Source organism: Glaciecola sp. KUL10 (assembly GCF_003203515.1).
In the GTDB taxonomy this organism is placed as follows: domain Bacteria; phylum Pseudomonadota; class Gammaproteobacteria; order Enterobacterales; family Alteromonadaceae; genus Glaciecola.
This window is the reverse complement of record NZ_BGNG01000001.1, coordinates 660,147-672,543: the sequence shown is the minus strand read 5'-3', so window position 1 is coordinate 672,543 and position 12,397 is coordinate 660,147. Positions and strand designations below refer to the sequence as shown.

The window sequence follows — 12,397 nt, the reverse complement described above, 5'->3', positions numbered from 1 at the left end:
GCCAACGTAAGTTGCATAACGACACTCATTTCACAGAGATTAATAACATGACCAAAGCTTCCCTTTCTCGCCAACAATCAAATTCTGACAACCTGTGTGACATCGGCTTTATTGGCCTTGGGGTAATGGGGAAAAATCTCGTTTTGAACCTTTGTGATAACGATTATAAAGTCGCATGTTTCGATCTCGATCAAGCAAAAATTGATGGAATCGTCGAGCAAGACGCACTAGAGCGTAAAACTGAGCATGCGCGTGTTGTGCCATGCAAATCATATTCTGAATTATTAAGTTGCTTAAAATCACCCTGTACAATTGTGCTTTCTGTACCCGCTGGCGAACCCGTAGATCATGTTTGTAATCACCTAATTGACGCAGGAATTGAACCAGATGACATCGTTGTCGATACAGGAAACAGCCTATGGACAGATTCTGTTGAAAGAGAAAGTACCTACAAAGGAAAATTTGTATTCTTTTCCACTGCCGTGTCGGGCGGTGAAGTCGGTGCACGTTTTGGTCCGTCTTTGATGCCCTCTGGCGACCCATATGCATGGACGCGTATCGAGAAAATCTGGCAAGACATTGCTGCAAAAGTTGACCCTAAAACTGGCAAGCCTATCGAATCTTACGAACCTGGAAACCCAGTCAAACACGGTGAACCTTGCACGACTTATATCGGTCCGGTGGGTGCGGGACACTACGTTAAAATGGTTCATAACGGTATTGAATATGCCGATATGCAGTTAATTTGCGAAGCCTATCACATAATGCGCGAAGGCTTGTCGATGTCGCCCGCTGAAATCGCTGAAACCTATCGAGAATGGAATAAAGGTAAACTCAATAGTTACTTGATTGAAATCAGCGCAGAAGTCTTAGACCAGCAAGATCCTGAGTCAGGCAAAGCCTTGGTCGATATGATTATGGACAAAGCAGGTCAAAAAGGAACAGGCTTATGGACTGCGGTTAGTGCTTTACAAGTCGGCAGTCCAGCACAAACAATCACACAAGCTGTATTTGCAAGAAGTTTATCAGCGTTCAAAGATGAGCGCGTTAAGGCGAGTAAAAAGCTAGCCGGTCCTAATGCATCAATTACTTCAGTAGACAGTAAACAAGAAGTCATAGATCAACTTCACGATGCACTTTATTGTTCAAAGATTTGTGCCTATGCACAAGGTTTCCAATTAATGGCTATTGCGGCTAAAGAGCACGGATGGACATTAGATTTTGCTGAAATTGCCAAGATATGGCGAGCTGGCTGTATCATTCGTGCGGTATTTTTACAGTCGATCACTCAGGCTTATGAAAGTAACGAAAAACTTGAAAACTTGTTGCTAGATCCGTTTTTTGTAGAGCAAATCAACAAGTATCAGCACAACTGGCGACGCGCTATTGCAGGCGCTTGTATCGCTGGTATTCCATGCTCTGCGATGTCTTCGGCTCTAAGCTACTACGATTCTTATCGCTGCGAAGTACTCCCTGCTAATTTGTTGCAGGGGCAACGAGACTTCTTCGGTGCGCATACTTTTTCTCGAATGGATAAACCAGAACACAAAAAATTCCATATAGAATGGAATACGCCTGAACGTAAACAGGTAACCATAAAAAAATAGGGTAGTTTTTTTACCCGCGATAACGTGAGTAGACACAATGACTGATACAAGTGATTCGCCTAAGGTAAGTAAAACTGACGCCGAGTGGAAAGAAACATTAAGCGCCGAAGAGTACCGTGTGACTCGATTAGCAGGCACCGAATTACCGTATACTGGAGAGTTACTTAACAATAAAGCAACGGGTAATTACGTATGCAAGTGCTGCGGCGCTAAATTGTTTGAATCAGACGCAAAATTTGATTCAGGTTGTGGGTGGCCTTCATTTTATGAACAAAGTGAAGAAGCAAACGTCACCTATAAAGAAGACAACAGTCTGGGCATGAGGCGTGTTGAAATACTTTGTAAACAATGTGATGCACATTTAGGTCATGTGTTTAACGACGGCCCTGCACCCACTGGGCAACGTTATTGTGTGAACTCCGTTTCGATGTCGTTCGAAGAGAAATAGCACACGTCGGTTATTGTAGGGAGGTGTTTCTTGTTAAGCCTCCCAAAGCTACTCAATTCCTAACTTACCAAGATTTGCCTCGTTTAGCGTTTTCAATGCAAATGCTCAGTGAAGACGCTGGTTGTGATGACGAATAATAATTGAACGGGCCGAATCGTCTAATAAATGGTCAATTGCATCTCGATTTATAGTCAATTAGTCGTAAAATCAAACAAATTTGATGTAATTTAATTACAAATGAAACTGCTTTGCTCTAACTGTTTGCTATCTTTCCTGTTATTGAAATAGTTTTTTAAATTTCAGTTGCTTAGCTAATATCGGTCAAGCTAGACACATTAGTTTGATTTTATGAGTTGGCTTAATTTCACTCAAAATACCCTCGAATTTATGAATTTTCACATTCAATTTATTAAATTGTTGAATTATTACCTGTAAAACGACATTAAATTCAAAATACTCATGATTTCTGAAACTTTTTGCCAATTTGGTAATAAGAAAACTATTGCTTAGAATGCGCGCGCAATCACCTATTTAGCGATTACTTTGTATAGAGGAAAGGTTAAAAATGAATCAGCAGTTCGAGCAAGAGTTATTAAAAAGTTGGCAAGAACGCCAAGAGTTTGCAGAAAAAATGTTACCCGTCATCGGTAGCCTGTTTCGCAATAAAGCAATCGAAATTACCCTGTATGGACGCAGCCTTTTAAATGCTAGTGCTATCGATATTATTAAAGCACATCGAATGGTCAGACGCTTTGAAGGTGAAAAGTTAAGACTGCGTGAAAGCTGGCCCTTGCTTGAAGCTATCAGTCAAATGCCACTTGCACCCGCAGAGATCGATTTGGGCAAATTAGCTTATAAATTTCATTTTGGCGCCAATAGTGGTGACGTGAGCATCCAAGAATTTCTCAATTTTGAATTGGCAGATGCATTAAATACAAATGACAAAGCAGCGCCAAGAGACGTCGTACTTTATGGATTTGGTCGTATCGGTCGTTTATTAGCGAGACTATTAATCGAAAGACAAGGGACTGCTAATCAACTTCGCTTAAAAGCCATTGTTGTTCGTGGTGGTAAAGATGGCGATTTAGAAAAACGCGCCAGTCTTTTAAGACGTGACTCAGTTCATGGTCCATTTAATGGAAGCATCACGGTTGATACCGAGAAAAAAGCAATTAAAGCCAACGGTGCATTTATTCAAGTCATTTATGCAAACAGCCCAGAAGAAGTCGATTACACTCAATATGGCATCAATAACGCCTTAGTCATCGACAATACGGGCATGTGGCGCGATGAAGAAGGTTTGGGCAAGCATTTGAAATCGAAAGGTGCAGCCAAGGTATTGTTAACCGCACCCGGCAAAGGTGACATCAAAAACATCGTTCACGGCGTTAATCACCAAGATATCGAAAACTCAGATACTATTTTGTCAGCCGCAAGTTGTACCACTAACGCGATTACGCCTGTATTAAAAGCTTTGGATGAAGAATATGGAATTGAGAACGGACATGTAGAAACAGTCCATTCTTACACCAACGATCAAAACTTAATTGATAACTATCACAAGGCAGAACGCCGTGGCAGAAGTGCACCACTTAATATGGTGATTACTGAAACAGGTGCAGCTAAAGCAGTAGCAAAGGCTTATCCAAAGTTGGGTGGTAAGCTAACAGGTAACGCAATTCGAGTGCCGACACCTAATGTATCAATGGCTATTTTGAGCCTTAACCTCAAATCGGATACCGACAAAGAAAGCTTAAATAACTTCCTTCAAAATGTGTCACTGTTTTCACCACTGCAGCACCAAATTGACTTCACAGCGTCTACCGAAATTGTATCATCAGACTTGGTAGGGACGCGTGCTCCAGCGATTGTGGATTCGCAAGCGACAATCGTTTCTGACAACCGCGCTACCTTGTATGTATGGTATGACAACGAGTTTGGCTATAGCTGTCAAGTGATGAGAATCATCCAAGATATGGCAGAATTAAATACGCGTATATTACCCAAACTTTCATAATACGTTTTAACACTGAAATTTATTAAGTTAAGCTCAGGTCTTTATAAGCCCTGAGCTTTTTTATTTTTAAGGTTAATCCAATGTCATCTCAATCGGTGGAGCAATCAACCAAAACATCTGCTCCAGAACAAAGCAAGCCGCTTAAAGCCAAGCTGTTCTCGTGGACAAAAGACATTGTGATAATGGGCGTGGTCATTTCTGCATTATTCGCTTGGCAAGGGCGTAATCTGCTTGATGACGATGGCACGGTAGTCATTCCAGAACAAAATTTCGTCACCCTACAAGGCGATGTTTTTTCATTGCAAAAATCAAACAAAAAAACCGTCATGTATTTTTTTGCGCCATGGTGCTCAATTTGTCGCTACAGTATCAGTAATTTAAGCATCATTGATGAAAGCGAGTACAATGTCGTGCGCGTTGCCCTTGATTATTCTTCTACGGAAGAAGTACAACAATTCATTGATGGGGTAGGCGTATCAGGCACCGTTTTAATGGGCAATAACGTGCATAAGGACATGTTTAACATCAATGCCTATCCTACCTATTATGTGTTGGACGAAGCGCTTCAAGTTGTTGCCAATGATATGGGTTATTCTTCGACGCTTGGTCTTAAAATGCGGACGAGTTTTTAATGCAAAGTTGGTCTCTTTCTTTATTTAAGAGAGTGCAAGATGTTCAGTTAATCTCACCTCGAAAAAGACACAATTGGTCCATAGATCAATATTGGCAAGTGTTTATAAGTTGATTTGACTTTGTGATTACTACACATGCATTTTTAATCCGTAATTACTAAATCGACTTTTCATTAAGTGTCTGTTTTTAATTACAAATAAACAACATAGGAGTGCGGTTACGATGCATGCATAGTAATCCCAGAAAAACTGCTGGGATTTATGGTTCAAAAGATAGTAAGCTGTTGATATTAAATAATTATAAGGTCGTGATGTAATGAAAGAGTGTAGAGGTTACCATGCGATCTTCATTATAAGTTATTATGTTCTCAGCAAGGATGTGGGATGAATTTGAGACTCAAATCTAGATATCGGATGTGTTCTTTCCAGGTTGCCAAGGCTATCGGGATTAGCTCTACAACCACTCGCCTATTGATTAGCTCTTTCATTTCAAATTATTTTTTAATGCGATTTATTTCCCGCTATTAACTTATTGTCTGTTAATAAATTATATGTCAGAACATAATTTTTTTAGCTATGACCTGTTATCCGATAATTTCTTTGCAATAAATCTATTCGTACTAGCAATGATCGCAGGCTTGATGCTCACCATGCTGGCGCTTTTTAGTTCGGGTATTTTGTTTTACGCCAATCGAAAAGGGTATAACTTGCCATTCAAATCATACTGGCCACTATTCTCAGTAAACTGCCTTTCTTGGGTCGTAATCGTGTTAGTAATGTTTAGTGTTCAAGACAAAGTTTTTTCAGTTTTTGTACTTGGTATATGCGCCTACATGACTATTCATTATTCAATTTTTATTTTTGGGGATTTAAAGCGCAAGGTTGTTTCTCTCGCTCTTTTGCTGGTTATATCTATTGGCCTTGTGTTTATTGTTCCATCAAAATCCTCAATGGTTTTTGGCAACGGACTAAGAGCATTCGGCGTCGGCGGGAGTATAAATGTCTTGATTTATGATGAGTCAACTCCCGAAGGATATCCAGCTGAATTATTAATGGTAACCCCCAACACAATTTATTTTAAAGTCGAAAACAAAACAGGTTTTGTTCCCATCGAAAAATTAAATAGATTTATGGAGCAGTAAGAACACAACGAGAGACTATTGGAAGACAATTATTCAGCATTGCTGCATAATCGCTTCAAAGCTAGGCGTTAGGCTTTAAAGCAGATTTGGTTGCACTTTATAAGGAATTAACGTGAGTATTGAATTTTTAGAAAATGATTTTGATAAGGTAAGCTACCTTGCAAATTTGTTAACAGCAAGAGCTACTGGATTGTCAGCTGAAAATTGTGAGTTTGAATTTCTTCGACGAGAACTTTTACAAAATTCAAGTGTTGCATCCATGCTACCTAATTGGGTCAAACAACATAGAAATCTTGATTCTTTTTGGGGGTTTATTAAAGAAAAGTACGGTACTTATGCAGAGAGGCGTACATATATTTCAGAACAATTTACTCCTTTATTAGACTTACTTGAATTTGGTCAGCAACCTGCTCCTATAAAACAACTTCTTAGTTATAATACTTCAGTACCGTCTGCAACTGTTCATTCCGTAGCTAGAAATAAACGTAAGGTTTTTATTGTTCACGGTCGTGACGACGCAGCAAGATATGAAGTTAGTCGGTTCATAGAAAAGCTTGGATTAGAAGCGATAATTCTGCATGAGCAGGCTAATGCAGGCATGACAATAATTGAAAAAATAGAACACTACTCCAACGATGCTGATTTTGCATTGGTTTTATATACTGGCTGTGATCATGGGCGTGGCGTACATGAGCCAAATGTCCCTCCAAAGAATAGAGCTAGACAAAATGTAGTATTTGAGCATGGATATCTAATGGCTAAACTAGGTAGAGAAAATGTGTGTTCATTGGTTAAAGGTGAGATCGAAACACCTAATGATATTAGCGGTGTCGTTTATGTCCCATTAGATCCTAATTCTGGTTGGAAAAATGCGGTAGCAAAAGAACTAATTGCGTGTGGTTACAAAATTAACACCTTTTTTTAATGTAATTAAACGGTTCTGGTCAAGTCCAATCGGACACCCTCCAACCGGAATTTTCATAGTTAATCGGCGATTGGTCAACGTTAGCTGAATTGAATCTTATCATGTTGTAATACCGCATATCCCCTGCGACATCGTTTTTGGTAAATTCGCTCGCGAGCTGAGGCACTTTGAATAGCCAATCATATTTAAGGCTTCCAAAGAATCTCTCAACCAAAGCATTAACGCTCAGCATGCGCCAACATCGCCCATGCTAGCTCTGCATTTAAGCTGCTGTAGCAACGATCAAAAACGCTTACTTGTGTATTGGGAGCCACGGTCGCTGTGAAATAAAAGCCCTTTAGTTGGGCAATTCAGGCGATTGGCTTTCTTAAACGCTTTAATCACAAAGTTAGTGGTCATATGCGTTGAAATATGCCAGTCAACGAGGCCATGTGAGTATAAATCCATGACGACGGCTAAATATAGCCAACCTTCGCCCGTTTTCAGATCGCGCACGTCACCGGTCCAATTGGGTTAAAGTTCCTATTCAGCAGGTTGTCGGCTATTGAGTCACTGTGATTTCGCTTATTCGTGACCTTTTTGTAAGCCACGCGCTGCTCAAACACTAAATTCAATCGTCTCATTAAGTTGATGTCACGATATCTTGTTATTTTAAACCCTTCTTCAAAAAGCTTTTTAGCGAGTTCGCGACTAGCCAAACTGTTCCTGCTGGCCTTGAATATGGCCTTAGCACTGCAAAAGAGATCAAGCGCGTTGACGCTGATTACCATTGCAGGATGCTTTGACCATTTATAATGAGCCGACTTACTGACTTTCATTTCTCTGCATGCCATAGCAAAATGATATTTACTATCTAAACTCTAGACAAATGACTACTTTACTTCATTTCTTGCGTAAAAAAATTGTGACGCCTTTTTTTGGAATGAAGATAGCCCAGATTATAAAAAAGACGTAGCTAGCGCGAAAAACGCTCTAAGAGACGAGTATATAGGTGTACCTCTTTCAATTTTAGGTACTTTAATTTGGGGGTATGGAGATCTTTTGGGGTTACTGTTCACCTAACAAGGCCATAGAGCAAGTCACTCATGCTTCTTCTGTTGCGCAATTATTTATGGCGATGTTAACTGTACAGGGAAATAGCAATGGAATTAAATGACTATGTTTCATTTATAGTGATTCTAATTGCAATTGCATCGGTACTAATAACCAACACCGTTTATAGGTCAAATAGCGACCCAGACGTCATTGTCTACGCAGATTTAGATCTTAAAAGAGCGGGGCTTTTGATTTTGATTATAAAAAATATCGGTAAGGGCCCCGCGGTCGACATACGAATTAGTACAAGTAGACCTTTGCCTCAAGAGGCGTTTAATTCCGATATCTCAGATGAAGAAATGAGTAGTGGGTAACTTATCACTGGTGTTTCCTATTTAGCTCCTGGCCACAAATTGATTCTTACTTGGGGACAATTTGGTGATCTCAAAAAGTGGTTAGGTGTGGGGTATATAGATGTGACGAGTAGCTTAAAGCGAGCGAAGCAGATTTGGTCTTTTTCGAGTCGTTTAAAGAGTATAAGCCAACTCGATATTGCTCAGTTTGAACGTTTTGATGCCAGTGACCATAATTGGGGGGCCAAAGTTGTTGAGCAAGCCAAAGCTCACAACAAGCATCTGGCAAAAGTGACTAAGGTTTATAGAGGTCGTGTGATTGACAGTTAACAAGTGCTTCATGTGCGCAGGCAAATTTTGCAGGATTCACTTCGTTTACCGCATAAACAAGCGTTGAACGTCCGTTGAACTCGAGGCCTTAACCGAACTCAATTTCATCATTGCATTTTCAATTTTTAAAAAGTCTGAAAGTACGTAATACAAACTCTTCAGAGCTTGACTATTCAGCATGTGAGACACTGTTGACGTTAGGTATATTTTTATCTAGAGCTACAATTCAATAAAATAAATCTACCTCTACAAACTAACTCTGATTAATCCAAGTAAATAGTGATATTGTTACAGTGTATTAATGTTCCGCAAACCAAGTTAAAAGTAAGGAGTGCATTACACAATAATAGTAAAAAGAGATGAGAGAACTCGAAAAAAGTAAGCGCGTGCGTCAATGATTCCAGCAAGGCCCAATGGCTTATGTTTACTAGAGCGCAGCTGGTTCTACTTGGGCTTATCTACTAGATTGCTGTCTCGCCTAGCTTGGGCAAGTGCCGTCGCAAATATTCCAGTAGGAACCGCAACGAGCCCCATTCCTATCATGAGGACGAAGAAAGTGAATAGTCGTCCGCCAATCGTAATTGGATACATATCGCCGTATCCAACGGTTGTAAATGAGGTAACCGCCCACCATAAGCAATCACTTAGGGATTTAAAAACAGTTGGTTGGGCTTGGTGTTCAAAATGAAATATGCCAACAGCGGACAGAAACAATAAAATAAAACTGGCAAATACATAAACCACCAGTTCATCTTTCGCTATATAAAGTGCCCTGTTTATGCGCGAAATAGCGCGATTATATCGAGCTAATTTGAGTAACCGAATAAGCCTAATCAGCCTTAATAATCTAATACTTCGTAAATCCACGCCAGACGCAATGTAGAAAGGTAAGATGGCTAATAAATCAACAATGCCATAAAAACTAAATAAGAAGGCTCTTTTATTTGATTCACTTAAAAGTCTGTATACATATTCTAGTGTGAAAATAGCAACAAAGAAGTATTCTGTATATAGGAGCCATTGCTTTTGGGTATTTGACAGGTTAGGAATCGTTTCAATTGCAAATGCAACTACAGATAGCACTATTAACCCAGCAATTATAGAGGCATTCAAAGGCCTATCAAGAATATTGATCTGTGTTTGCTTCTCTTTCATTATTTAGTACTCAATCCAAAGTAGCTTGCTCACTGAGCATTGCAATTTAGGGCTCTTCGCTTCGAGGCTCAGCTTCAAACTCGGTCAACTCATAGTTGCCATCATAATTCGCTAGCTCGACGATGACTTCATCATGAGACACGTGAAAAAACTCTCTACGTCGATTCACAAGGTTTACGCGTTTTTCTTCGAACTGATTGTGCAGGTAGTTTTCAAGTGCAGGGGCATTTTCGGTGAAAATGAAGGCGTGCACATCGAATACCTCTGGTACTGAAGCGTCACCAAGCTCATTGACTCTGTCTTGCGGATCAACACGTCTGGTCATGCCGATTTTCACCACACCGTCACCAAAGGACGTTTTATTGCAAATGATATAGACGTAACCTGCACGCGTTTGTTGGGCTAGTGAAATGGCGCGCTGTTCTTTTTCTCTGAGTTTTTTAAGTTCTTGCTTATGAAATTCATAAAGGGATTTTTGTTCTTCGCTGCTAGATTCGAGTTTGGCCAGCTCTTCTGCTACCAGTTTTTCCATTAGCATGCGTTCTTTTTCTGCTTTTTCGGCGGCAGCTTTGATGCGTTTTTCTTCTCGCTCGGCTTCACGTTGGATGCGTAGCTCCTCGTGTTCAGCTTCAATCGTTTCTTGTTTGAGTTTATTGAATTCGTAGTTTAAACGTAGCTCTTTGATCTTGAGATTGAGGTATTTATCCGATATGTAGGTTTTGACTAGACCGCCAGAGGCATTTATTTCCTTAAACGTATCTCTTGTGCGTTGGATGAGACGGTTAATATTATTCCAATCCACAATAGCATTGGCAGCTTTAAACTCATTATCGAGGCATCTTAGGCGCAGTTTGATTTCTCGGTTAAAGAGCTTCTTCGCTTCCGATTTTTTGCCATTGACCTCAACGTCATTGCCCATGTTACACACGCAGGCCTCTTTATTGCTGACCATGAACTTATGTGAGAATTTGATTTCTTCAAGCTCGGCTTCTATTTGCTGGAGACTTTTGTCTTTCATTAATGGTTTGTAAGTCGACGTGTCCGTAGTGCCAACACCAAGATGATACTGAGTCAGGCGTCGTTCGCCTTTTTTTAGTTCAGATAGTTTTTCTTGATAGTTCTTTTGCAGTGCCTTGTATTGTTTTTCGATAGCAGAGAGTTTTTCTTCTTCGAGGGAAACGGGCGCATAGGTCGTTTCAATTTCATCATGTCGCACTTTGAGTGCGTTAAGCTGTTTTTTTTGATTGAAAAAAAAGTAAGCACAGATAACAAATAAAAGAGCCGATGCGATAAGTATGATCATGAGTTGCTTCACTTATATGCTTGATGGATAAAGAAGAAACGCATTCGGCGCTTTGGACTTTTCTTTTGATTTTTCTATCGCATCTCTAATTAATAAGCTTTCGCGATATTCTTTTGCTTCGATGTCAAAAAACCAATCAGATTCGATGTCAAGCGCTTCAATTGCTTTGGCCACTTCTTGAGGGGGGACGTTGAAAAATTCTTTTCGGTAGTTCTTAACATTTACGCGCCGATCTTCAAATTTTCTATGCAATAACTTTTCCATTTTGGGTGCATCGTCGACAAAGGCGAGCGTGTGAACATCAAATTTAAAAGGCACGCTGGCATCGCCGAGTTCTCTGACGCGATCCATGGGCTCCAATCGTCGGGTCATGCCAATTTTAACCACACCCTCCCCGAAGCTGCCGATGTTGGAAATGACGTAAATGTATCCAGCTTTGGTGATTTGGGCTTGTGAAGTCGCGCGCTCAAATTTTTGCTCGAGTTTTTCGATTTCCTTTTGCATTTTCGCCAACTTCATTTCCATGTCCTTGGCGCTGGCACCGTGCATTTGTTGTGCGAGTTTTTGTGCTTTTTTAAGATCGGATTTTCGATAGTATATGTCATCTTCTAGCTCTTCAGTATCTTTCCCACCGGATTGTCTAGCTTGAGCGCGAAGCATGGCTTGTTGTGTTTTCTTTTCTTGTTTGAGCTCTTCTTTATGTTCAAGCTCACTGTGCCACTCGTCAAGCTCTCGGAGTTTCAAATTAAAGTATTCGTGGGAGATAGTAACGTTGGCAGTTTCACCTAGTCGGTCGAGTTGCTCTTCAAGGCGTTCGAGTTTATTGACGGCGGCATCGTAACTTGAGTGGCGCATTTTCTTGTGGATGACATCGAACTCTGCATTAAACGCCTTTAACAATAAGCGGCGGTAAGCATTAACCATTTTTGTGCCATCGGATTTGCTTCCCATCCATGTCCAGTTAGTATGAGCAGTCGTGGCATTATCTGCTTTTATGGTTTTAAATTGGGCCAATCTGCATTGCTTAATGCTTTTTTTAAGGGATTCGCTGTGATCTAATTTGAAAGTCGGAGGAAGTAGTCCAACGTCAATGTATTTAAGCTTGTCGTTGATTTGCGTGAGCGAGTCTCGGACTTTATCAAATACTAGATTACCGCTATCAATTTTTTGCTGGAGGTTATATTGAATTTGTTTAAGGTCGGCGAGGATCTGATTGATGGGCTTTTGTTGAAGCGCGCGTTCTTTGCGTTCAATCTCAATAGTAATGGTTCTAGAGGATTTAGCCATTGAGAAAAGCGAGAGCAATAGAACAGTAGAAAAGCCAGCTATAATTAGCGCAGCAAGCTGATAAGGGTCGAGTTCTTGTGGCATCCTTTCTCCATTGGTCAAGCAATCGTGCTTGGCTTACATCCTTTTAATAACCACTCAAAGTGTGCCAAATTATTGTGCA

General features: G+C 40.3%; 13 protein-coding genes. 8 read left to right on the top strand and 5 right to left on the bottom strand.

The annotated features are described in order from the left end of the window. Window positions 1-47 precede the first annotated feature (47 nt). The 6 genes from gndA to KUL10_RS03005 all read left to right on the top strand — a co-directional run bounded on the left by gndA (window position 48) and on the right by KUL10_RS03005 (window position 6,771). Window positions 48-1,607 carry an NADP-dependent phosphogluconate dehydrogenase gene (gndA, locus tag KUL10_RS03030; RefSeq protein WP_110427404.1) on the top strand — a complete coding sequence of 520 codons (1,560 nt, stop codon included), beginning with the start codon at window positions 48-50 and terminating at the stop codon, window positions 1,605-1,607. 37 nt (window positions 1,608-1,644) lie between these two features. Continuing rightward, window positions 1,645-2,055, top strand: a complete 411-nt coding sequence (gene msrB, locus KUL10_RS03025) for a peptide-methionine (R)-S-oxide reductase MsrB (RefSeq protein WP_110427403.1) — start codon at window positions 1,645-1,647, stop codon at window positions 2,053-2,055. Between the two features lie 565 nt (window positions 2,056-2,620). Further along, window positions 2,621-4,072: a glyceraldehyde-3-phosphate dehydrogenase gene (locus KUL10_RS03020; RefSeq protein ID WP_110427402.1), complete on the top strand. Its 1,452-nt coding sequence runs from the start codon at window positions 2,621-2,623 to the stop codon at window positions 4,070-4,072. 80 nt (window positions 4,073-4,152) lie between these two features. Beyond that, complete coding sequence (locus KUL10_RS03015; RefSeq protein ID WP_110427401.1) at window positions 4,153-4,704, top strand: TlpA family protein disulfide reductase; 552 nt, start codon at window positions 4,153-4,155, stop codon at window positions 4,702-4,704. Between the two features lie 551 nt (window positions 4,705-5,255). Further along, on the top strand, window positions 5,256-5,846 hold the full coding sequence (locus KUL10_RS03010) for a hypothetical protein (RefSeq protein ID WP_146216747.1): 591 nt from the start codon (window positions 5,256-5,258) through the stop codon (window positions 5,844-5,846). Between the two features lie 112 nt (window positions 5,847-5,958). Beyond that, window positions 5,959-6,771, top strand: a complete 813-nt coding sequence (locus tag KUL10_RS03005) for a TIR domain-containing protein (RefSeq protein ID WP_110427399.1) — start codon at window positions 5,959-5,961, stop codon at window positions 6,769-6,771. A gap of 282 nt (window positions 6,772-7,053) precedes the next feature. Here the strand turns inward: KUL10_RS03005 and KUL10_RS02995 are convergent, their stop codons facing one another. Together KUL10_RS02995 and KUL10_RS02990 are read right to left on the bottom strand one after the other, a co-directional pair. Continuing rightward, window positions 7,054-7,266 carry a DDE-type integrase/transposase/recombinase gene (locus tag KUL10_RS02995; RefSeq protein ID WP_110427397.1) on the bottom strand — a complete coding sequence of 71 codons (213 nt, stop codon included), beginning with the start codon at window positions 7,264-7,266 and terminating at the stop codon, window positions 7,054-7,056. Continuing rightward, a complete protein-coding gene (locus KUL10_RS02990) occupies window positions 7,254-7,589 on the bottom strand; it encodes a hypothetical protein (protein ID WP_110427396.1) in 336 nt (111 codons plus the stop codon). Before KUL10_RS02990 ends, KUL10_RS02995 begins: the two co-directional genes overlap by 13 nt. A 324-nt stretch (window positions 7,590-7,913) precedes the next feature. Between KUL10_RS02990 and KUL10_RS02985 the strand changes: the two genes are divergently transcribed. Continuing rightward, window positions 7,914-8,180 (top strand): hypothetical protein, encoded by a 267-nt coding sequence (locus tag KUL10_RS02985; protein WP_110427395.1) that lies wholly within the window; start codon window positions 7,914-7,916, stop codon window positions 8,178-8,180. A gap of 39 nt (window positions 8,181-8,219) precedes the next feature. After that, window positions 8,220-8,489 (top strand): hypothetical protein, encoded by a 270-nt coding sequence (locus KUL10_RS02980; RefSeq protein ID WP_110427394.1) that lies wholly within the window; start codon window positions 8,220-8,222, stop codon window positions 8,487-8,489. 444 nt (window positions 8,490-8,933) lie between these two features. Here the strand turns inward: KUL10_RS02980 and KUL10_RS02975 are convergent, their stop codons facing one another. Genes KUL10_RS02975 through KUL10_RS18710 form a run of 3 tightly spaced genes read right to left on the bottom strand, consistent with a single transcriptional unit; the run spans window position 8,934 to window position 12,318 of the window. Beyond that, complete coding sequence (locus KUL10_RS02975) at window positions 8,934-9,644, bottom strand: ion transporter (RefSeq protein WP_110427393.1); 711 nt, start codon at window positions 9,642-9,644, stop codon at window positions 8,934-8,936. Window positions 9,645-9,690: 46 nt separating this feature from the next. After that, a complete protein-coding gene (locus tag KUL10_RS02970) occupies window positions 9,691-10,947 on the bottom strand; it encodes a GIY-YIG nuclease family protein (RefSeq protein WP_146216746.1) in 1,257 nt (418 codons plus the stop codon). A 12-nt stretch (window positions 10,948-10,959) separates the two neighbouring features. Then, window positions 10,960-12,318 (bottom strand): DUF4041 domain-containing protein, encoded by a 1,359-nt coding sequence (locus KUL10_RS18710; RefSeq protein WP_110427391.1) that lies wholly within the window; start codon window positions 12,316-12,318, stop codon window positions 10,960-10,962. Window positions 12,319-12,397: the final 79 nt, after the last annotated feature.